General features: G+C 59.6%; 24 protein-coding genes. 11 read left to right on the top strand and 13 right to left on the bottom strand.

Going from position 1 to position 18,562, the window contains the following annotated elements:
* Positions 1 to 20: 20 nt before the first annotated feature.
* A complete protein-coding gene (locus GOX88_RS17045) occupies positions 21 to 239 on the top strand; it encodes a hypothetical protein (protein ID WP_170326791.1) in 219 nt (72 codons plus the stop codon).
* Between the two features lie 9 nt (positions 240 to 248).
* On the opposite strand, the gene GOX88_RS17040 is transcribed toward GOX88_RS17045, so the two are convergent.
* Positions 249 to 464, bottom strand: a complete 216-nt coding sequence (locus tag GOX88_RS17040; protein ID WP_170404411.1) for a hypothetical protein — start codon at positions 462 to 464, stop codon at positions 249 to 251.
* Between the two features lie 244 nt (positions 465 to 708).
* Between GOX88_RS17040 and GOX88_RS17035 the strand changes: the two genes are divergently transcribed.
* From GOX88_RS17035 to GOX88_RS17020, 4 genes are read left to right on the top strand one after another with little or no spacing between them, the layout of a single operon-like run.
* Entirely contained in the window at positions 709 to 1,572 is an 864-nt protein-coding gene (locus tag GOX88_RS17035) for an MBL fold metallo-hydrolase (RefSeq protein WP_170404408.1), read from the top strand.
* A gap of 31 nt (positions 1,573 to 1,603) precedes the next feature.
* A complete protein-coding gene (locus tag GOX88_RS17030) occupies positions 1,604 to 2,026 on the top strand; it encodes a YeeE/YedE family protein (RefSeq protein WP_170404406.1) in 423 nt (140 codons plus the stop codon).
* Positions 2,026 to 2,457 (top strand): DUF6691 family protein, encoded by a 432-nt coding sequence (locus tag GOX88_RS17025; protein ID WP_170404403.1) that lies wholly within the window; start codon positions 2,026 to 2,028, stop codon positions 2,455 to 2,457. Before GOX88_RS17030 ends, GOX88_RS17025 begins: the two co-directional genes overlap by 1 nt.
* A gap of 9 nt (positions 2,458 to 2,466) precedes the next feature.
* The gene (locus GOX88_RS17020; RefSeq protein WP_170404400.1) at positions 2,467 to 2,898 is read left to right on the top strand and encodes a TIGR01244 family sulfur transferase; all 432 of its coding nucleotides are present in this window, start codon (positions 2,467 to 2,469) and stop codon (positions 2,896 to 2,898) included.
* Between the two features lies 1 nt (position 2,899).
* On the opposite strand, the gene GOX88_RS17015 is transcribed toward GOX88_RS17020, so the two are convergent.
* From GOX88_RS17015 to GOX88_RS16995, 5 genes are all read right to left on the bottom strand, one after another.
* Positions 2,900 to 4,006, bottom strand: coding sequence for a FliM/FliN family flagellar motor C-terminal domain-containing protein (locus GOX88_RS17015; RefSeq protein WP_170404396.1), 1,107 nt, complete (start codon positions 4,004 to 4,006; stop codon positions 2,900 to 2,902).
* 77 nt (positions 4,007 to 4,083) lie between these two features.
* On the bottom strand, positions 4,084 to 6,762 hold the full coding sequence (locus tag GOX88_RS17010; protein ID WP_170404393.1) for a sensor histidine kinase: 2,679 nt from the start codon (positions 6,760 to 6,762) through the stop codon (positions 4,084 to 4,086).
* The gene (locus GOX88_RS17005) at positions 6,750 to 7,064 is read right to left on the bottom strand and encodes a hypothetical protein (protein ID WP_170404390.1); all 315 of its coding nucleotides are present in this window, start codon (positions 7,062 to 7,064) and stop codon (positions 6,750 to 6,752) included. The genes GOX88_RS17010 and GOX88_RS17005 overlap by 13 nt, the downstream gene beginning before the upstream one ends.
* Entirely contained in the window at positions 7,061 to 7,441 is a 381-nt protein-coding gene (locus tag GOX88_RS17000) for a response regulator transcription factor (protein ID WP_170326800.1), read from the bottom strand. Before GOX88_RS17000 ends, GOX88_RS17005 begins: the two co-directional genes overlap by 4 nt.
* A gap of 78 nt (positions 7,442 to 7,519) precedes the next feature.
* Positions 7,520 to 8,815: a helix-turn-helix domain-containing protein gene (locus GOX88_RS16995; protein ID WP_170404387.1), complete on the bottom strand. Its 1,296-nt coding sequence runs from the start codon at positions 8,813 to 8,815 to the stop codon at positions 7,520 to 7,522.
* Positions 8,816 to 9,020: 205 nt separating this feature from the next.
* Between GOX88_RS16995 and GOX88_RS16990 the strand changes: the two genes are divergently transcribed.
* The 4 genes from GOX88_RS16990 (at position 9,021) to aat (ending at position 12,250) form a co-directional block, all read left to right on the top strand.
* The gene (locus tag GOX88_RS16990; protein WP_170404384.1) at positions 9,021 to 9,557 is read left to right on the top strand and encodes a LuxR C-terminal-related transcriptional regulator; all 537 of its coding nucleotides are present in this window, start codon (positions 9,021 to 9,023) and stop codon (positions 9,555 to 9,557) included.
* Between the two features lie 152 nt (positions 9,558 to 9,709).
* Positions 9,710 to 10,210, top strand: coding sequence for an acetyl-CoA carboxylase biotin carboxyl carrier protein (gene accB, locus GOX88_RS16985; RefSeq protein ID WP_170404381.1), 501 nt, complete (start codon positions 9,710 to 9,712; stop codon positions 10,208 to 10,210).
* A gap of 9 nt (positions 10,211 to 10,219) precedes the next feature.
* The gene (gene accC, locus GOX88_RS16980; protein WP_170404379.1) at positions 10,220 to 11,569 is read left to right on the top strand and encodes an acetyl-CoA carboxylase biotin carboxylase subunit; all 1,350 of its coding nucleotides are present in this window, start codon (positions 10,220 to 10,222) and stop codon (positions 11,567 to 11,569) included.
* A gap of 48 nt (positions 11,570 to 11,617) precedes the next feature.
* Positions 11,618 to 12,250: a leucyl/phenylalanyl-tRNA--protein transferase gene (aat, locus tag GOX88_RS16975; protein ID WP_170404376.1), complete on the top strand. Its 633-nt coding sequence runs from the start codon at positions 11,618 to 11,620 to the stop codon at positions 12,248 to 12,250.
* On the opposite strand, the gene GOX88_RS16970 is transcribed toward aat, so the two are convergent.
* From GOX88_RS16970 to GOX88_RS16945, 6 genes are all read right to left on the bottom strand, one after another.
* A complete protein-coding gene (locus GOX88_RS16970) occupies positions 12,205 to 12,573 on the bottom strand; it encodes a DUF2155 domain-containing protein (RefSeq protein ID WP_170404373.1) in 369 nt (122 codons plus the stop codon). The two genes, aat and GOX88_RS16970, sit on opposite strands and share 46 nt — an antisense overlap.
* A complete protein-coding gene (gene mlaD, locus GOX88_RS16965; RefSeq protein WP_170404370.1) occupies positions 12,570 to 13,022 on the bottom strand; it encodes an outer membrane lipid asymmetry maintenance protein MlaD in 453 nt (150 codons plus the stop codon). Before mlaD ends, GOX88_RS16970 begins: the two co-directional genes overlap by 4 nt.
* A 12-nt stretch (positions 13,023 to 13,034) precedes the next feature.
* Positions 13,035 to 13,418, bottom strand: coding sequence for an NADH:ubiquinone oxidoreductase subunit NDUFA12 (locus tag GOX88_RS16960; protein ID WP_170404367.1), 384 nt, complete (start codon positions 13,416 to 13,418; stop codon positions 13,035 to 13,037).
* A 79-nt stretch (positions 13,419 to 13,497) separates the two neighbouring features.
* Entirely contained in the window at positions 13,498 to 13,860 is a 363-nt protein-coding gene (locus GOX88_RS16955; protein WP_170404364.1) for a RidA family protein, read from the bottom strand.
* Between the two features lie 63 nt (positions 13,861 to 13,923).
* Complete coding sequence (gene clpX, locus GOX88_RS16950) at positions 13,924 to 15,189, bottom strand: ATP-dependent Clp protease ATP-binding subunit ClpX (protein WP_170332602.1); 1,266 nt, start codon at positions 15,187 to 15,189, stop codon at positions 13,924 to 13,926.
* Between the two features lie 131 nt (positions 15,190 to 15,320).
* Positions 15,321 to 15,953 (bottom strand): ATP-dependent Clp protease proteolytic subunit, encoded by a 633-nt coding sequence (locus tag GOX88_RS16945; protein WP_170384786.1) that lies wholly within the window; start codon positions 15,951 to 15,953, stop codon positions 15,321 to 15,323.
* A 308-nt stretch (positions 15,954 to 16,261) separates the two neighbouring features.
* On the opposite strand from GOX88_RS16945, the gene GOX88_RS16940 reads away from it, so the two are divergent.
* Both GOX88_RS16940 and GOX88_RS16935 read left to right on the top strand, forming a co-directional pair.
* On the top strand, positions 16,262 to 16,603 hold the full coding sequence (locus tag GOX88_RS16940) for an ArsR/SmtB family transcription factor (RefSeq protein ID WP_170404361.1): 342 nt from the start codon (positions 16,262 to 16,264) through the stop codon (positions 16,601 to 16,603).
* Positions 16,604 to 16,736: 133 nt separating this feature from the next.
* A complete protein-coding gene (locus GOX88_RS16935) occupies positions 16,737 to 16,874 on the top strand; it encodes an entericidin A/B family lipoprotein (protein WP_170404358.1) in 138 nt (45 codons plus the stop codon).
* Between the two features lie 1,112 nt (positions 16,875 to 17,986).
* Here GOX88_RS16935 and GOX88_RS16930 read toward each other — a convergent pair.
* Positions 17,987 to 18,433 carry a hypothetical protein gene (locus GOX88_RS16930; protein ID WP_170404356.1) on the bottom strand — a complete coding sequence of 149 codons (447 nt, stop codon included), beginning with the start codon at positions 18,431 to 18,433 and terminating at the stop codon, positions 17,987 to 17,989.
* Between the last annotated feature and the right edge of the window lie 129 nt (positions 18,434 to 18,562).

Raw genomic sequence — 18,562 nt, 5'->3', positions numbered from 1 at the left:
ACAAGCACATGTGGGGAACCATGTTCGAATTCATCACCTGGGGCGGTGCCGCCCTGTCGCTTGCCGGGCTGGTGGGCCTGATCTGGTGTATTGCGCACGTGATGAAGGCGCGCAAATCCGGCCTGTCGGACGAAGAATTGCGCGCCGTTGTTCAGGGTGTTCTGCCGTGGAATCTGGCTTCGTTGTTTCTGTCGGTGATTGGCTTGATGGTGGTAATCTTGGGGATTTCCTTTGGCTAACCTGCAAGCCTAAACCGGCAGATTATCAAACCGCGCTTCCATGGCATCTTCGCACAGGGCCGCATCCAGTTGCCGCAGACGCGACGGTATGTGCATACCCTCCTGACGCATCCGTTCGATCACTTTGGTCACACTTGGCTGAAGGGCAAGCCGTGTATCCAGGCACGCGCCGTTGAGCTTTTCTTCAAGTTGTTCAGCTTCTGAGTATAAATTGATTGATGACATTTCCATCCTCCCAAATGTCTTAATTTACTCCGATATATGTGACCATTTTAAGACCCGCCCAGATTACCCGAGAATCGCGCGGGAATCCGCCTGTCGGCCCTGCCGTTCCGGTTGTCCAAAAGCGAATTGACTAAACTTTACTCATAATGAGACTCCTTTGCCTTGACCAGTATCAAATTATGCATGTTGATTATGACATATTCCGTAATTAATATATGACATGGCGACACTGGTGGAGGGCCACATGACACCCATTGTGAAAGCGTTTTTTGATCCCGAGACCTTTACGGTTTCCTATCTGGCGCAGGAGCCCGAAGGACTTGCCTGTGCGGTCATCGACAGCGTTCTGGACTTCGATCACGCTTCGGGTCGCACCAGCACGCGCTCTGCCGATCAGATCATCGACCATGTGCGAAAGAATGATCTGCACGTCGACTGGATTCTGGAAAGCCACGTCCACGCCGATCATCTGTCAGCGGCACCCTATTTACAGCGGGAATTGGGCGGCAAAATCGGCATCGGTGATCAAATTGTCACCATTCAGGAAACCTTCGGCAAAATCTTCAACGAAGGCACAGAGTTTCAGCGCGACGGCAGCCAATTCGACGCCCTCTTTCGGGAAGGTGACAGTTTCCACGTCGGTCAGATGCGCGGTGACGTGCTGCATACGCCCGGGCATACGCCGGCCTGCCTGACCTATGTGATCGGCGATGCGGCTTTTGTCGGCGATACCCTCTTCATGCCGGACTACGGCACGGCGCGCTGCGACTTTCCGGGCGGGTCCTCTGCAATGCTGTATGACTCGATCCAGAAAATCCTTTCGCTCCCGGATGAGACGCGGGTTTTTGTCGGCCACGATTACAAAGCACCGGGGCGCGATGATTATGCCTGGGAAACGACTGTTGGCGAGCAGAAGGCGCTGAATGTTCACATCGGCCAAGGCCGTTCGATCGAAGAATTCGTCGAGATGCGCGACGCCCGAGATGCAACGCTGGCCATGCCGCGCCTGATCCTGCCGTCCCTGCAAGTCAATATGCGCGCGGGGCAGATGCCTCCGGCCGATGAACACGGCGACGTGTTTCTGAAGCTTCCCCTGAACAAACTCTGAATTTCTGGCCGCGAACGGTAAAGGATACAAAATGCAAATGGACTGGATATGGGGCCTTGGCGGAGGCCTTCTGATTGGGCTCGGCGCCGCCGTTTACCTGTTGGGCAACGGCCGCATCATGGGGGCTAGCGGCATTCTGGGCGGGCTGGTCGATAACAGCGACCGGTCGCTGGAACGGCTGAGCTTTCTGGCAGGCGTGATCGGGATGCCCCTGTTGTTGCGGCCCCTGCTCTCTCCGGCACCCGAGACACATCTGACCAGCAATATCGCCGTGGTGATCATCGCCGGGTTGCTGGTGGGCGCCGGCACACGCATCGCTAACGGTTGCACGTCCGGTCACGGTGTCTGCGGGATTTCGCGGTTTTCGCTGCGCGGCATTGTTGCCACCCTGATCTACATCGGGGCCGGAGTTGTGACGATCACCTTGTTTCGCCATGTCTTGGGGGTGATCTGATGCGTGCGCTTGTTTCTCTTCTCGCGGGTGGTCTGTTCGGCGCGGGCCTGCTGCTGTCCGGTATGACCAACACCACCAAGGTGCAAGACTGGCTGGATTTTTTCGGGCAATGGGACCCAACACTTGCCTTCGTAATGGGCGGAGCGATCCTGCCCATGCTGATTGCCTGGCGATTGACGGCCCATCGACGCCCCCTGACTGGTGGCCAGTTTCCGAAACCGGCCACACCCGAGCTGGACCGCCGTCTGATCCTGGGTTCGGTGCTGTTTGGGATGGGCTGGGCGCTGGCCGGGTTGTGCCCCGGGCCCGCCCTTGCCTCGCTCAGCTATGGTGGGATTGGCGGGATTGTCTTTCTGCTGTCCATGATCGCGGGAATGTACGCGGCACCGGCATTGGGCGCGCAACTGGACAGAGTCGCAAAGGCGGCCTAATCAATTGCCATGGAGATTCGCCCGATTACCCCCCGCTATGCCGTCTCACCGCAAATCACGGTCGAGGACATCCCAGCCATTGCCGAGGCCGGTTTTGTCAAAGTGATCTGCAACCGGCCCAATGTCGAGGTTCCGGCCAACATGCAATCGGATGCAATCGGTGAAGCAGTGCGCGCGGCAGGGCTGGAATACGAGGTTCTGGAGCTGACGCACCAGACCATGACGCCCGAGAATGTGGCCCTGCAACGCGAGCTGGCCGAAAGCTGCACCGGGCCGGTTCTGGCCTATTGCGCCTCGGGTACGCGCTGTTCTGTGGTTTGGGCGCTGGGCCAATGCGACCGGATGAGCACGGACGACATTCTGGATGCCACCACCAAAGCAGGTTACGCGCTGGAAAACCTGCGCCCGGCCCTTGATCAGATTCGCGGTGCTGCCGACTGATTTAACTCAGGTTACCTGGATCTGTGTCTGATAGCTTCAAACCGGCTAATTGCGAAATCTCAGCCACCATCTGATCTGAATCGGCGAAATTCAGGTTGGGCCCGATGTCGCTTGATGCTCCTGGATAGAAGGCGACCGGCATCTGCGATGTATCCGTCCGCGTGGTCTTGTCCATCTCAGGTTGCGACGTTGCCGTCGCGCGGGCGTCGAGAAACTCCGCAGCTTCGGATTGGGTCAGCGCCGTCAGCGGCGCGTATTCATTCAGACGCACGGCGCGCATCCCTCCACATTGCCCCAATCGGCCAACCGCAGCGCGGGTTCGGTCAATCGTAAGAACCTCTGCCCGGTCCAGGCGCGACCCCGTCAGAGGTAAAACCTCCCCCACTTTGAGCTGAGAAAGAGACGCCAGAGGCAGCGACATACGGCAGATCACCGTATTCAGCTCGGCCCGCAACACCCCCGATGCCTGTTCAAGATTTGGGCCGGTGTCCTCTTGCGTGACCTCGTCTGCATCCTCGGCAGACGGGTCCGGCAGGAACACGGAAATCTGTCCTTGCCGCAGACCGCCGCCCAGTTCCACGGTCAGGTCAAACACCCGATACGTGTCTTCGACCATGGCCAGAGAAAACGTGCGCAAATCGGCAAACCGGGCGGTAAATTCAAAACCCGACAAGCTGGATTGATCCCCCGGTGCCTCCACCAGATCGACCGCTCGCACCAGCGCGTCTTCGACCAATGGCGCCACCATTGCCCCGTCGGTATGGGTAAACGCACGGGGTGAGGGCTCGTCCGCCAACACCTCGCCAATGGTTTGCACCTGAACGATGGCCGAAACCGCCCCCAGATCCATGCAGATGGCTGCCGACGCCCCGTCGTCGGTCACAAACTGCAACAGCAGCCAGTCTTCCCCGACCTGATCCGCCAAGACGTCCGGAGTTCGATAGGATTGCTTCGCGCCGATAACGACCATGGGCAGCTGCAACCGCTCTCCGGCGGCGCGGGCAAAAGCCAGCCGCAGCGCCCGCAGGATCGAACGCGGCTTGTCGCCTTGTTCTTCCTGCCCCACTGAAAGCTTGCGCGCCAAAGCTGCGCTGACCGTCTGCGTCATGCCCGTAACCGCTGTTGGTTGTTGTCTCTGACCTTCGGTCTAACCCGGTTCAGGTTACGAATGTCTTTACATTCGTGTCACTGCGCCGCCTGTTGGTAGGCCATCGGCAGCCTGACACGGAACGCCGCGCCGCCCTGCCCCGGCAGATAGGTGATCTCGCCCCCCAGGCGCTGCATGATCTCGCGGCAGATCGCCAGGCCCAGCCCTGCGCCGCCAGCCTTGTCGACGCCCACGCGGGCAAATTTCTCGAATACCATCGAGCGGGCCTCGGGCGGGATGCCACTACCATTGTCGGCGAAATCAATCACCACCTGCCCGCCGACATCATGGGCCGAGATCGTCAGCACAGGCTCATCGGCGTCACAATATTTTTTTGCGTTGGAAATCAGGTTGATAAAGACCTGCCCCAGCCGATCCAGATCGGTTTGCAGCGGGATACGTTCAGCCGTTTTCGAGCGACGCACCGTCAGCGCCCGGCTGGACCCGGCCAGTGCGCTGGACACGGCCCGGTCCAGCACCGAGCGCAGCGTGTCGTCACCGACATTCAGGTTGACCCGCCCACTTTCCAACACGCTCAGGTCCAGAAGATCGTCCAACAAGCGGGTCAGGCGCAGGGCTTCGTCGTGGATGATCGCCGCATAGCGCGTCTGTTCTTCCCCACTCAGACCCTCGGTGTCGCGCATGATCTCGGAAAACGCGCGGATCGAGGTCATCGGCGTGCGCAGCTCGTGACTAACCTGGCTAAGGAAGCTGTCCTTCTGTTCCGAGATTTGCGTGAGTTTGGCATTCGCCTCCCGCAATTGCCGCGCGGTACGGGTCAATTCGGCGGATTTTACCTCTAGCTGGCTGGAGTACTCCAGCAACTGTGCGGATTCATCGGCCACGGCCAGAAGGTCCTCGACCGACACGGACGAGCCGCCGACGATCTGACCAATCATCGCGTGGGCCGTGGCTGCCCCGACAGAGCCGCTCAGCTCGCGCTCAAGCCGTTCCAGAAACGCGGGGGTCGGTTCCGGCAGGCTGGAACGCCCGCCCTGCTGTTCCGCTTCGGCCTGAAAAAACTCCTGCGCGGGGCCTGCACCCAGTATTCGCTGGGTCATGATCATCAGATCTTCGCTCTGCGCAACCGAGCCGGACCAACCGCGGGGCGCGACAGAGTGATCATAGACGTTGACGAATTGGGCGCCCTGCAGGCGCTCCAGCGGGCTGGGGAAACTCAGCAGCGAGGCGATGCAGAACGCGATAGTGTTGAGGGACAGCGACCACATCACGGTATGTACAATCGGGTCCATCCCTTCGATCCCGAACAGGGCCTGCGGGCGCAGCCACCCCAGACCGAACGGGCCGTTTTGCAATACCGTTTCGGGCATCAACACCCCGTCCATCCCCGGTAGAAGCAAGGTGTAGACCCACAGCAGGAACCCTACTGTCAGCCCCGCCAAGGCACCGGTCCGCGTTGCCCCGCGCCAGAACAGGCCACCGACCAGAGCGGGCAAAATCTGGGAAACCCCGGCAAAGGCAATAAACCCGATCGAGGCCAGGGCGGCCCCGCCCCCGGACAAGCGATAGTAATAGTAACCCAGCGCCATGATTACCGCGATTGACACCCGCCGCGCCAACAGCACCACGTTCCTGACGTCGCCGGATACGGAACCGGAGCCTTCCTGCGTGCTCAGCCAGATCGGCATGACCACGTGGTTCGACACCATTGTCGACAGCGCCATCGCGGTAACGATGACCATGGACGTGGCCGATGAAAACCCCCCTATAAAAGACAGCATCGCCAGCCAGTCATTGCCCTGAGACAGCGGCACAGTCAGCACGAACAGGTCAGGGTTCGAGCCTTCGGGCATCAGGTCCAGACCGACAACAGCGATGGGCACCACAAAGAGGCTCATCAGCAGCAGGTACAGCGGGAATGCCCATGCGGCCGTTCTCAGATGGCCCTCATCCGCGTTCTCGACCACCATGACCTGAAACATGCGCGGCAGGCAGACAAAGGCTGCGGCGGACAAAAAGATGAAAGTGGTCCAGCGTCCGGCGTCCACGTTCCATTGGCCGATCTCGGACGCGTCGATGCGGTCCATCATCGGCCCGACACCACCTGCGATGCCCCAAACCACAAAGGCCCCGACCGCAAGCAGGGCGAACAGTTTGACCACCGATTCCAGCGCGATGGCGGTGACAACCCCGTGGTGGCGTTCGTTGACGTCCAGATTGCGCGTGCCGAACAGGATCGCGAACACGGCCAACCCCGTCGCCACCCAGAACACGCTGGAACCTTCGCGATAAAGGCCCGTGGGATCGGCCTCGGCAAAAATCGAAAATGACAAGGTAATGGATTGCAGCTGCAGCGCGATATAGGGCGTGCCGCCCAGCACTGCCAGTATGGTCACGCAGATCGCCAGCGTGTTGGATTTGCCGTACCGGGATGAGATCAGGTCGGCAATCGACGTCACCCGCTGGCTGCGCCCGACCCGCACCAGTTTGCGCAGCCCCCACCACCAGCTGATCATAACCAGCGTAGGCCCGAGGTAGATCGTGACAAACTCCAGCCCCGACCGCGCGGCGTTTCCGACGGCACCGTAAAACGTCCAGGCGGTGCAGTAGATCGACAGCGACAGCGTGTAAACCAGCGGCGACCGCAGCCATGCCCCCCGCCCGGCGGCAGCCATCCTGTCGGCGGCGAAGGCGACGCCGAACAACAGCACCACATAGCCCAGGCAAACCAGAATCAGAATGTTCAGCGTTGCCATCGGTCCGTCTCGGGTTCGGATTCGTCATGGCCTGCCATGCGTCTGGCGGCAAATCCAAACACCAGGCTGGCCACGATCATCACTGCCCAGCATGTGAAGATATAAAAGATCGCTGAAGACAGAGACACGCCCTCCTGCGTGCCTTGACCGTCGGACCACAGCAACGGGATGGCCAGCAAGGCCGCCCCCAGAAAGGGCATCAGCCGTGCCGCGTCAGACAATCTGCGGCGGCGATAGCTCTGCCGTTCCAGAAACAGCGAAGGCCGGACGCCCGAAGGCTTACGGTCTTCGTCCGGACTCATGACTGCGTTGCCTGCGCGTGCAGGTCCCGCACAGCAGTCAGCATCTCGGTATTGGAAAACGGCTTGGTCATAAAACGACTGACTCCGGCATTTTCAGCCATCTCACGATCCCGGGACTGCCCCCGCGCGGTCAGCATCAGAACCGGCAAGCTCTGCATACCTTCCACGTCGCGCAGGTCTCGTAAAATCTCCATCCCGCTTTTACCCGGCAGCATAACGTCCAGAATCACAAGATCCGGGCTTGCGCCCTGAATGACCTGTAATGCATCGCTGCCTTCGGCGTGTGTTTCCACCAGCCAACCTTCGCGTGTCAGCAGGAACCGAATGGCCTCGGCGATGTTCGGCTCATCCTCGATTAGCAGAACCTTGCGGCTCATGATTATTTGTCCTCCCCGTGACTGGTCATAAACTGAATGACCCGTCGCCGCCAGCTTACGCGCAGTGTCAGGAAACTGTCAAAAACCTTCGCTCAGAATGGACGGTTCGCGGCGAGACGCGCAATCGCTGCTGGGACAAACCCTGCAGCTGGGACCGACCCTGGCAACCGCCTGTTCATCCTGCGCAACATCCTCGACCGACCGCACCAGCATTACTGACCGATAGACCGGCCCGTCATCAAAACCGGAAATGTGCTGCGGCCAAGCGTAGGCAAAGCAATCAAACACGGCGGCTGTCCGCCCTAGCTGCACGATGCGTTTGCGTATGGGCACCAATGGCCGGTTCAACGCCTGAAACAGAGGCCAGAGGGGGCAAGCCTCACCAAAGCGCGGCATGGCAAAACCGGGCACGGATTTGCTGAATAGGACACTGCCGGAGGCATCGCACACCACCAGCCCCGTCGGGCGCCCCAGATACCCGCCCGGCAACGTCGCCAGCCGCCTCAGCACCGTCGCAACATTCACCGAAAACCGCGCCGCCAGTTGCAGCGGGTCCAGCGGGGCCTCGGCCAGAGCGGCCTGCAATTGGTTCAGCGGCAAGGCACGAGCATCTGCGGCATAAACTTTGAGAAGTTCCATGGCCACGGACTTTGCAGCCGCCGACTCCAGAGCGCTCAGGTCTATGTCGGCCTCGCCTCCGCCCTCTTCGACCTCGGGGAAATAGTGCCCGCGGGCCTCTAAAAACGCTTCGACATCTTCCATCGGCACGCCACGGTGATCCCCGTCAGAATCGCTTTCGTCCAGATATGCCACCAACGACTTGGAGCTTTCGGCCAACCGCTCGGCATCCTGGTGCAGGTTGCTGTGAAAGCGATCCTGCCATTCGGGCTCAATGTCCTGCGTATCCGCCAGAATCGCAGCGGTTGAGCGAATCGCAGCCGCAGTCGACAGAACCTCGTGCATCGAGGCCGCCAGATGCGGGTCGTGGGTCAGGCGGTCCGACAACGTTTCCACCGTACGTTCCAGCGATACGACCCGGCGGTGCATCTGAGCCAACACGCCCGCCCATCCGGGGAACCGCCCGGCGAACTCTTCGAGCCCATCCAATTCCGCTTGCTGGCCAACTGCATCGGCCGCTGCCTCACGCAGAGCCGAGATCAGCGTGGCCTCGACCCCCTGCGTCAGCACCGACGGCTCCACAGTCAACGCCCCGGCGATATCGACCAACAGCTTACCGCCAATCCGGCGGCGGTTATGTTCGATAAGGTTTAGATAAGACGCTGAAATTCCAACCTGGCGCGCAAGTTCCGCCTGCCGCAGACCCGCGATCTGACGCCTTTCCCGGATTCGGCTGCCCGTCAGCGTGTCGCGCATGTTCTCACCCCTCCCAAAGCTAATCCAACTGAATTTCGCCCAGATTGATTTTCAGAACTCTTGATGTATTTCTAGTGGTTAAGGCAGAGTTTTCATAGGTCATTTACAAACTTGACAAAACACACTCACCCGAGGTGGGCAGCGCCCGCGCAGAATCTGCGCAGGCCCCCTTCTCATTCCACTGAAATCCCGGCACGATAGCCGCATGAGCGACCCCGCCTTTGAATATGCGCCAATCGGACTTGTTGAGCTGGAAAACCGGATCATCCGGCGCTGCAATCTGCAGTTCGCCCGCACCTTTGGCGGTGAGGTTGCGGATTACCGCAACATGCCCTTGCTGCACCTCTACCCTTCGGTAGCAGATTGGGAGCGCATCGGCGCACGCAGCCTGCAGGTTATGCGCGATACCGGCTACTACACCGATGAACGCGTCATGCGGCGGCGCAACAGCGATCTGTTCTGGTGTCGTGCGCGCGGACGCTCACTGACCCCGGACGACCCGTTCCGCCACGGCATCTGGAGCTTTTCAGACATCTCAGAAGAACGCCCCCTGGTCGAGCTGACCGCGCGCGAGCGCGAGGTCGCGATCCTGTCCTGCCGCGGCTTGTCCGCCAAAGAGATCGGGGCCGAGCTGAACCTCAGCTATCGCACGATCGAGGCCTACCGCGCCCGCCTTTTGGAGAAATTCGGGGCCCGCAAACTGCCCGAACTGGTGGCGAAACTTTCGGGAATGCCGCTTTAGGCCCTTTCGCCGCCTGAAATCTTCTTTAAAACCCTTACATCACAGGCTCAGACTGCGCTTTTCATGACCGGGCGCATGGCTTATAACGCTGCGTAATCAGACCAAAGCCCGCGGAAAACAGACGGGCCAAAGGGGAACCGTCGAGGACACTCATGACAGACACCAAACACGAAGCGGATGTGGCATTCATCAAAGCATTGGCTGAACTGCTGCGCGACAATGACCTGACCGAACTGCAGGTCAAACGCGAATACGGCGAGGAAGACAGCCTGAACGTGCGCGTCAGCCGTATGACCCAGCCTGCGGCCGCTCCGGTTCAGGTCGCCGTTCCGGCCGCAGCGCCTGTAGCAGCCCCGGCTGCCGCACCGGCCCCTGCCGCAGCAGAGGCACCCGCCGCACAGGAAGATCCGGCCAGCCACCCCGGCGCCGTGACCTCGCCCATGGTCGGAACTGTCTACATGCAGCCCGAACCGGGCGCGCCCGCGTTCATCTCGGTCGGCGCATCGGTGTCCGAAGGCGACACGCTGCTGATCGTCGAGGCGATGAAAACCATGAACCACATCCACGCGCCCAAGGCGGGCACCATCAAGCGCATTCTGGTCGGCGACGGCGACGCTGTGGAATTCGGCACCCCTCTGGTCATCGTTGAGTAAGGCGGACCCATGTTCGACAAGATCCTGATTGCCAACCGAGGCGAGATCGCCCTGCGCGTCATCCGCGCCGCGCGCGAGATGGGGATTAAGACGGTCGCCGTCCACTCCACCGCAGACAGCGACGCGATGCATGTGCGCATGGCGGACGAATCGGTGTGTATCGGCCCTCCGCCCAGCCCGCAGAGCTATCTGTCGGTTCCCGCGATCATCTCGGCCTGTGAGATCACCGGCGCGCAGGCGATCCACCCCGGCTATGGCTTCCTTTCCGAGAATGCCGAGTTTGTGCAGATCGTCGAAGATCACGGCATCACCTTCATCGGCCCCACCGCGGAACATATCCGTATCATGGGCGACAAGATCACCGCCAAGGAAACCATGAAGGCACTGGGTGTGCCTTGCGTTCCGGGCTCAGACGGTGGTGTGCCTGATCTGGCCACCGCCAAGAAGATCGGCGAGGAATTCGGCTATCCCGTCATCATCAAGGCCACCGCCGGTGGCGGCGGTCGCGGCATGAAAGTCGCGCAAAACGCGGGTGAGATGGAAAGCGCCTTCATGACCGCGCGCGCCGAGGGCAAAGCCGCCTTTGGCAATGACGAGGTCTATATCGAGAAATACCTCACCACACCGCGCCATATCGAGATTCAGGTCTTTGGCGATGGCAAGGGCAAGGCGGTACATCTGGGTGAACGCGACTGCTCGCTGCAGCGCCGTCACCAGAAGGTCTTCGAAGAGGCCCCCGGCCCTGCGATCAGCCCCGAAGAACGCGCCAAGATCGGTAAGACCTGCGCCGACGCCGTGGCCAAGATCAACTATATCGGCGCGGGCACCATCGAGTTCCTCTACGAAAACGGCGAGTTCTACTTCATCGAGATGAACACCCGCCTGCAGGTGGAACACCCGGTGACCGAGGGCATCTTTGGCGTCGATCTGGTGCGCGAGCAAATCCTTGTCGCCGCCGGCGAGGACATGTCGTTCGGTCAGGACGATCTGGAGATCAACGGCCACGCCATCGAGGTTCGGATCAACGCCGAGAAACTGCCCAACTTCTCGCCCTGCCCGGGCAAAATCTCGGCCTATCATGCGCCGGGGGGCTTGGGTGTGAGGATGGACTCGGCGCTGTACGACGGGTATTCGATCCCGCCCTATTACGACTCGCTGATCGCCAAACTGATCGTTCAGGGCCGTGACCGGGCCGAGGCGCTGGCGCGTCTGGAACGGGCCTTGGGTGAACTGATCGTGGACGGCATCGACACCACTGTGCCACTGTTCCACGCGCTTCTGCAGGAGCCCGACATCCACAGCGGAAACTACAACATCCACTGGCTGGAGCGCTGGCTTGCGGAGCATATGGCCGATTAAAACAAGCGGGCCGAAGGGCGCCTGCCCTTCGGCCTTCGGGCATTCTGTATGAGCCTTTCCCCGGAACTCTTGTTGCACGGCTATTCCATCGGCATTTTCCCGATGGCCGAACACCGTGACGCCGCAGAGCTGTTCTGGGTTGATCCCAAATCTCGCGGCGTCTTTCCCCTCGACGGTTTCCATGTCTCGCGCAGCCTTTCGCGCCGCATTCGCAAATGCGGGTATTCGATAACGATCAACCGGGACTTTTCCGGGGTTGTCGATGGCTGCGCAGATCGTGCGGACACGTGGATCAATGCCGAATTGCGGGACCTTTATCTGCAAATTCACCGCACTGGTCACGCGCACTCGCTTGAGGTGTGGGAGGCCGACCATCTGGTTGGGGGCGTCTATGGTGTTGCATTGGGGGCCGCGTTTTTTGGAGAGAGCATGTTTTCGCGCCGGACGGATGCGTCAAAGATCGCTCTGGCCTATCTGGTGGATCGCCTGCGGCAAACCGGATTTCAGCTGTTCGATACGCAATTTCTGACCGCACATCTGGCGTCACTAGGCGCGATTGAAATTCCCCGAACGCAGTACCGGCAGGAACTGGATGAGGCGATCAACGCCGCTGCAGATTTCACCGCGCCGCTGGCTCAATCAGCCGGAGGGGTCATACAGCGGATCACCCAGACGTCATAACGTGCATGATCCAACGCATTCAGCGCCGGGGATGTGGCAATCATCCAACCGTCAAACAATTCGTCCGACTTACCTTTTTCCCAGATCGTCAGGTAGGCAAAGGCATCACCGGTCGGGTTCTCGGCCGGATAGCGGCAATCCCCAAGCGCAACGTCCAGACCAAATACCACAGTAGTCTCACCGTTCTGCATTTCCACATCGACGGTTTGGCCGCTGACCTTGTCGAGGCCCCGCAGGATCGCCCCAGGGCCTGACTGCGCCTTTTGCTGCGCTGATGCACCCGTAGCAGCCAGCAGCGCCGCAATCAGGGCAAAACACCTCATTCGCTGCCGTCCCCGGCCACGAATTTGACCAACAGCGAAATCAGGCTGACCGCGCCTTGCGTATCTTCGACCTGATCGCCGGGTTCAAAATAGAACGGAGAACCGCCCGGCATCACCTCGACGAAGTTGCCGCCCAGCAGACCTTCGGATGAAATGATGATGGCGCTGTCATCCGGCACTTGGATGCCGTCCGCAATCGAGAAAGTGGTGTCAGCGCGATAGGTATCCGGGTTCAGGGTAACGCCCGTCACAGTGCCGATCTTGACCCCGGCCAGACGCACATCCGTGCCCACGCCAACACCTTCAAGCGAGCGAAACGACGCCTCGAGCTGATATCCCGCACTGCCCTGCGACAGGCCGGTGGACTGGCTCGCATAAACGCCAAAAGCAACGGCACAGGCCAGCACGGCCCCACCGACAAGAACTTCGGTTACGTTATAGGTCGACATCGCTCGCCTCGTTTATTCCGGGCTCCAAGCCTCGTAATCCGTGCGCTCAACCGGGTTTTGCCGACGCAGGGACCCTGCAGGGGTGTAGGCCAGAGCCGTCCCTGTCAGGTTCTCCTGATGTGGTTTTTCCCAGGATTTATGTTGCAGCGGCTTGTCTGTCGGCGGCTCGTCCCAGGTCCGGTGCAGCCAGCCGTGCCAATCGGGGTCGATCCGGCTGGCCTCGGCCTCACCGTTGAAAATCACCCAGCGCTTGCTGTCGTCGGCAGTGCGATAGAACACATTGCCTTCGTTGTCCTCACCGACCTTGACGCCCTTGCGCGTGGTATAGAACTGCGTGTTCAGGGTGGCTCCGTTCCACCAGGTTACGGCCCGCAAAAGACTGTTCAGGATACCCATCGGTTGCCTCCGACATTTCTGTTCCCGCAGATATGGACCAAAGGCTCGCCAAGGTCCAGTGCCACTAGGGCCGCACCTGCTATTCCGGCAAATAAGCCGTTACTTCGATTTCTATCCGGTACTTCGGTTCGATCAAACCACACTCGATCATGGACGTCGCCGGAGGGTTTTCGCCGAAGAATTCCCGCAGGATCGGCCAGCAGGGCTCGAACTCCGATCGGTCCGGCAGCATGTAGGTCACACGCACAACATCAGCAAAGCTTGCTCCGGCTTCGGTCAACGCCTTGCTGATCGTTTTAAGGGCTGACCGGCACTGCGCGGTCACGTCATCGCCCTGCCCGACCGTTCCGGCGACATGGACCCAGCCACCAGCAACCACCGCGCGGCAATACCCGATTTTGGCCTCGAATTCTCCACCTGACGAGATGCGTTTGATTGTCATAATGCCCCCCACAAGAAAACGGCGCGGTCAATGCCGCGCCGTGAATGGTAAATCGTTTTGAGCTTAACCTGCCGAGGCCGATTCCGCTGCATCTGCGTAGATGATCAAGGGCTGCTTGTCGGACGACACTGCCTCTTCGTTGACCACAACTTCGGTGACGTTCTTCATGCCGGGCAGTTCGAACATCGTGTCCAACAGGATATCTTCGAGGATCGAGCGCAACCCGCGCGCACCGGTTTTCCGTTCGATGGCCTTCTTGGCAATCGCCTTCAGCGCATCGTCGGTAAAGGCCAGTTCGGCATCTTCCAGTTCGAACAGACGCTGGTATTGCTTAACCAGAGCGTTCTTGGGCTTGGTCAGAATAGTGACCAGAGCATCCTCGTCCAGGTCCTCCAGCGTCGCCAGAACCGGCAGACGGCCAACAAATTCCGGGATCAGACCGAACTTCAGCAGGTCTTCGGGCTCCAGATCCTTGAAAATCTCGCCCACTCCGCGCTCATCATTGTCGCGCACATCGGCGCCGAAGCCCATGGCCGAGCCCTTGCCGCGCTGCGCGATGATCTTGTCCAGACCCGCAAACGCACCACCACAAATGAACAGAATGTTCGTGGTGTCGACCTGCAGGAACTCCTGCTGAGGATGCTTGCGGCCACCTTGCGGTGGAACCGACGCCACGGTGCCTTCCATCAGCTTCAAGAGCGCCTGCTGCACGCCCTCGCCCGAAACGTCACGGGTGATCGAGGGGTTCTCGGACTTGCGGGTGATCTTGTCGACTTCGTCGATATAGACGATGCCGCGCTGTGCGCGTTCGACGTTGTATTCACTGGCCTGCAGCAGTTTGAGAATGATGTTCTCGACATCCTCACCCACGTAACCGGCCTCGGTCAGCGTAGTCGCATCAGCCATTGTGAACGGAACATCCAGAATCCGCGCCAGCGTCTGCGCAAGCAAGGTCTTACCGCAGCCGGTCGGACCGATCAGCAGGATGTTGGACTTCGCCAGTTCGATATCGCTGCCCGCTTTCTGGGCATGATTCAGGCGCTTGTAGTGGTTGTGCACGGCCACCGACAGAACCCGTTTGGCCGTAGCCTGACCGATGACGTAATCGTCCAGAACCTCGCAAATGTCCTTCGGCGTCGGTACTCCGTCCGAAGACTTCAGACCGCTGGCTTTGGTTTCCTCGCGGATGATGTCCATGCACAATTCGACGCATTCATCGCAGATGAACACGGTCGGACCGGCGATCAGCTTGCGTACCTCATGCTGGCTTTTGCCGCAGAAGCTGCAATAGAGCGTGTTCTTGCCGTCGCCGCCTGAATTCGTCGCCATGTTCTACCTTTCGGGCTTCGTCCCTGCGGTCCCCTTCGGACCGCTTGCCGCCTGTTGGTGCAGCTTAGGCCAGCACCGAGACGGCTACAATCTCAAAATGTGCCCCGCGCAACCCGCGCGGGGGCTTAACCTTAGGCGTCGTCACCGTCCATTTTGGCGCGGTTTTCGACGATTTCGTCGATGTGACCCCAGTCTTTCGCCTCTTCCGGGCTCATGAAATTGTCACGATCAAGCGCTTTTTCAACCGCCTTTTTGGTCTGCCCGGTATGACGCACGTAGATGTCATACAGGCGATCTTTCAGTTTCTGCGTCTCGGCCGCGTGAATCATGATGTCGCTGGCCTGACCCTGATAGCCACCACTGGGCTGGTGCACCATGATGCGGCTGTTGGGCAGTGAGAACCGCATTCCCTTCTCGCCACCGGCCAGAAGAACCGACCCCATCGAGGCCGCCTGACCGATCACCAATGTCGAACATTTCGGCTTGATATACTGCATTGTGTCGTAAATCGACAAACCGCTGGTCACAACACCGCCAGGTGAATTGATGTAGATCGAGATCTCTTTGCTGGGGTTTTCCGCTTCGAGATGCAGCAACTGGGCGACGACCAGATGGCTCATCCCGTCATGGATCGGGCCGTTGATGAAAATGATCCGCTCTTTCAGAAGGCGCGAGAAAATATCGTAGGCGCGTTCGCCCCGGCTGGTCTGTTCGACCACCATCGGGACGAGCGTATTCATATAGGTATCAACTGGATCGAACATTCTGAACCTGCCTGCTTTGCAATGGATCGGGACACTACCCGAAGAAACGTTACCCGAGTCTTAGTGTCGCCACCGGGGGGCTGCAAGGGGGGCCAGGGACTTCAGGCCCTGCCACCGGGATTTGAGTGTCGAACCCGCTATTTCGTCGTCAGCACAGAGAGCGGTCTTCACGTATAGCCCCCTTACATCACATCATTTTGATTCATGCATATGGAAATACATGCTCAAAGTAAGTACCCAAGACACTCTAGTCCGCGAACCCGCACTCACCACCTCCACCTGGTTCGCGCGCAAACAAGGAGAAAACGATGGCCCTTCCCCAGCTTTCGCAAGACATGCCTCCCGAAACATTCGACAAGATGGTTGAAAACGCGACGCGCGCGTCGAATTTCCTGAAAGCCATCAGCCACGAAGGCCGACTTATGATCCTGTGCCATCTTGTGTCCGGCGAAAAATCCGTGACCGAGTTGGAAGAGTTGCTGTCCGCCCGGCAGGCGGCCGTGTCTCAGCAGCTGTCGCGTTTGCGGCTTGAAGGGCTAGTGACGCCCCGCCGCGAGGGCAAAGCGATCTACTATCGTCTTGCCGATGATCGCCCACGCCGCATGATCGAGCTGGTCTACGACATGTTTTGCGGCGAAGAAAAAGGCTGATCGCACACCTCTGTGGCGTTCCGATCACCATCTTCACCCCATCTACCCTCAATGGCTGAACAGGCCTCAAAGCACTGGTTCCATTCAGGGAAAACTGTTACGCAACACAGGACTGACACGAATGGAGACACCGATGATCCGTGCAATTCTGATTGGGCTTGCCCTGTTCACTCTCACCGCCTGCGAAACTGCCAAAGGCGCTGGCAAAGATATCGAGAAAGCGGGTGACGCGATTCAGGACGCGGCCTCGGACGTTCAGGAAAACCTTTGACGCTCTGAATGTCGTTAGCCTGCGAAGCCTGCCCCCTACGTACAGAAGATAACTCAGCTGACCCAGCGTAGGTTTCAGGGTTCCGGTGCATGGATGCGGCATTGCATTTCTGACTGAACAGCGGGGCTCTTGTGAACGCACAAGGCCCCGCTGTTTTTCAAACAAAGGTAAAGTGGCAGCCTGTTTCAAGCCGAAAGACGGCAAAAGGAAAAGGCGTCAGGTGCGTAGACGCGGTCTATGCACGTATCCTTGCGGACACTCCTGACGCCTTGCCGGGTCGACACGTCCGGGGGACGTCCCGAGCCAGTTGCCCTGGCCCTGATAAGGACCACGACCGCCATGCCGCACCGATAGGCACCACACAGCACGCGTCGGCCTTCTGAGAGGCTGAACCTCTGATCCGGGTACGAAACCCCGATCAAACGACCATCCACCGGTAAGTCTCTGCACAACAAGTCAGATCCTAAAACCTGCCCTTGCCGCGCTGACCCCCTGGCCTTTGCGCCCCACCCAGGTTCCTGAGAACCGTTGTGGTGGGATGATCGTTGCACCCGCGCCCGGGTCCGACAAGAAAATAGCACTGCAGCATGAAATTTAGACGGGGATAACGTGTTGATATCCACTGGGAGAATTTTGGGGATAACTCCGGAAGTCGCGCAGCTCTGCCGGTTTGAAGCAGGAAAACTCCGAGTGGCGTCAAAAGACCCATTCAAGCCAAGTTTCTGCACCTGCGAAGGGGTTGAGCAGACATCCGTGCGTGAAATCAGGGCACTCTGCCCCTCAGATTCCCGGTGCCGCGATTCGTCTCAGGCCTCATACGGTCTAGAGACATGGAAACGGAACCGGGGCCGGGGCGCGCCTCTGCCCATTCTACAACGCCGTGCTGAAGGTTCACGAGGTTCCGACGGTCCGTGCATGGCTACGCCGCAACCCGGCACGCTCCGATCCGAACACTGTCGCAGGTGGCGCAATGGCCGTCCGACCCGTCTCCTCCCGTCGGAGACATTGGTTCCGTTTCCTGAGAAGCGCTCTGGCCCAACCGGGATTACCAATTACGCGCTGCGACGAACAGCAGCCAGTACCCCCTACAGACCGATCGGGCCAGAGACACTTCAGTTCACCTGACGTTCCAGAACGGTGCTGTAGGTCGTTCCGTTACGCAGGCTACGGAAATCCGCAAAGATCTTTCCGTCTTCGTACCGGGCATCGATCAACGCATTCGCGCCGATGACCAGCGGTGAGGTTTCGACGATCCCGATGCTGCCGGATCCATCGAGGCTGATGGTGCCGGTGGCCTCATTCGCATTCCATTCGGTGTCGCCATCGCGCCGCCATTTGCTGGGACCCCAGAAGACGTTTTCTTCCTGAATCTGGATGTCCAGCATCCACTCGGCTTGATTGAACCGGGGTTCATCGCCGCGATAGGTATGGGATGGCGAGACGGTCGTATACGACCCCAGCCATGTGCCGCGCAGGTCCGGCGCGTCGGCCAGAGCGGCCGTTCCAAGGGTGAGGGTCGCGGCCAGAGCGGCTGCTCCGGCAGTCATGTATCTGGTCATTGGCTCTCTCCTCCAAAACTGTGGCCGTCCTTGGCCTGCTGAACAGATTGGAAGGGAAAGAGCCGGTTGCAACTTACCTAAGGGAAACTTCATCTGTGGTTCATTGAACCCTCAGACCTTTCAGGCGGA

Source organism: Ruegeria arenilitoris (genome assembly GCF_013030985.1).
Classification (GTDB): domain Bacteria; phylum Pseudomonadota; class Alphaproteobacteria; order Rhodobacterales; family Rhodobacteraceae; genus Ruegeria; species Ruegeria arenilitoris_B.
Note: the sequence above shows the minus strand (reverse complement) of the source record. Positions and strands in the feature narration are given on the sequence as shown.

What these genes read in the sequence shown, in the direction of transcription:
- GOX88_RS17010 (WP_170404393.1), bottom strand. Translation starts at nt 6,762, where the DNA reads ATGGCAACGCTGAACATTCTGATTCTGGTTTGCCTGGGCTATGTGGTG.
- GOX88_RS16945 (WP_170384786.1), bottom strand. Translation starts at nt 15,953, where the DNA reads ATGTTCGATCCAGTTGATACCTATATGAATACGCTCGTCCCGATGGTG.
- GOX88_RS17030 (WP_170404406.1), top strand. Translation starts at nt 1,604, where the DNA reads ATGCAAATGGACTGGATATGGGGCCTTGGCGGAGGCCTTCTGATTGGG.
- GOX88_RS16940 (WP_170404361.1), top strand. Translation starts at nt 16,262, where the DNA reads ATGGCCCTTCCCCAGCTTTCGCAAGACATGCCTCCCGAAACATTCGAC.
- GOX88_RS17015 (WP_170404396.1), bottom strand. Translation starts at nt 4,006, where the DNA reads ATGACGCAGACGGTCAGCGCAGCTTTGGCGCGCAAGCTTTCAGTGGGG.
- accC (WP_170404379.1), top strand. Translation starts at nt 10,220, where the DNA reads ATGTTCGACAAGATCCTGATTGCCAACCGAGGCGAGATCGCCCTGCGC.
- GOX88_RS16970 (WP_170404373.1), bottom strand. Translation starts at nt 12,573, where the DNA reads ATGAGGTGTTTTGCCCTGATTGCGGCGCTGCTGGCTGCTACGGGTGCA.
- GOX88_RS16960 (WP_170404367.1), bottom strand. Translation starts at nt 13,418, where the DNA reads ATGGGTATCCTGAACAGTCTTTTGCGGGCCGTAACCTGGTGGAACGGA.
- GOX88_RS16995 (WP_170404387.1), bottom strand. Translation starts at nt 8,815, where the DNA reads ATGCGCGACACGCTGACGGGCAGCCGAATCCGGGAAAGGCGTCAGATC.
- GOX88_RS17045 (WP_170326791.1), top strand. Translation starts at nt 21, where the DNA reads ATGTTCGAATTCATCACCTGGGGCGGTGCCGCCCTGTCGCTTGCCGGG.
- GOX88_RS17040 (WP_170404411.1), bottom strand. Translation starts at nt 464, where the DNA reads ATGTCATCAATCAATTTATACTCAGAAGCTGAACAACTTGAAGAAAAG.
- accB (WP_170404381.1), top strand. Translation starts at nt 9,710, where the DNA reads ATGACAGACACCAAACACGAAGCGGATGTGGCATTCATCAAAGCATTG.
- GOX88_RS17035 (WP_170404408.1), top strand. Translation starts at nt 709, where the DNA reads ATGACACCCATTGTGAAAGCGTTTTTTGATCCCGAGACCTTTACGGTT.
- GOX88_RS16955 (WP_170404364.1), bottom strand. Translation starts at nt 13,860, where the DNA reads ATGACAATCAAACGCATCTCGTCAGGTGGAGAATTCGAGGCCAAAATC.
- GOX88_RS17005 (WP_170404390.1), bottom strand. Translation starts at nt 7,064, where the DNA reads ATGAGTCCGGACGAAGACCGTAAGCCTTCGGGCGTCCGGCCTTCGCTG.
- GOX88_RS17000 (WP_170326800.1), bottom strand. Translation starts at nt 7,441, where the DNA reads ATGAGCCGCAAGGTTCTGCTAATCGAGGATGAGCCGAACATCGCCGAG.
- GOX88_RS16935 (WP_170404358.1), top strand. Translation starts at nt 16,737, where the DNA reads ATGATCCGTGCAATTCTGATTGGGCTTGCCCTGTTCACTCTCACCGCC.
- aat (WP_170404376.1), top strand. Translation starts at nt 11,618, where the DNA reads ATGAGCCTTTCCCCGGAACTCTTGTTGCACGGCTATTCCATCGGCATT.
- GOX88_RS16990 (WP_170404384.1), top strand. Translation starts at nt 9,021, where the DNA reads ATGAGCGACCCCGCCTTTGAATATGCGCCAATCGGACTTGTTGAGCTG.
- mlaD (WP_170404370.1), bottom strand. Translation starts at nt 13,022, where the DNA reads ATGTCGACCTATAACGTAACCGAAGTTCTTGTCGGTGGGGCCGTGCTG.
- GOX88_RS17025 (WP_170404403.1), top strand. Translation starts at nt 2,026, where the DNA reads ATGCGTGCGCTTGTTTCTCTTCTCGCGGGTGGTCTGTTCGGCGCGGGC.
- GOX88_RS17020 (WP_170404400.1), top strand. Translation starts at nt 2,467, where the DNA reads ATGGAGATTCGCCCGATTACCCCCCGCTATGCCGTCTCACCGCAAATC.
- GOX88_RS16930 (WP_170404356.1), bottom strand. Translation starts at nt 18,433, where the DNA reads ATGACCAGATACATGACTGCCGGAGCAGCCGCTCTGGCCGCGACCCTC.
- clpX (WP_170332602.1), bottom strand. Translation starts at nt 15,189, where the DNA reads ATGGCGACGAATTCAGGCGGCGACGGCAAGAACACGCTCTATTGCAGC.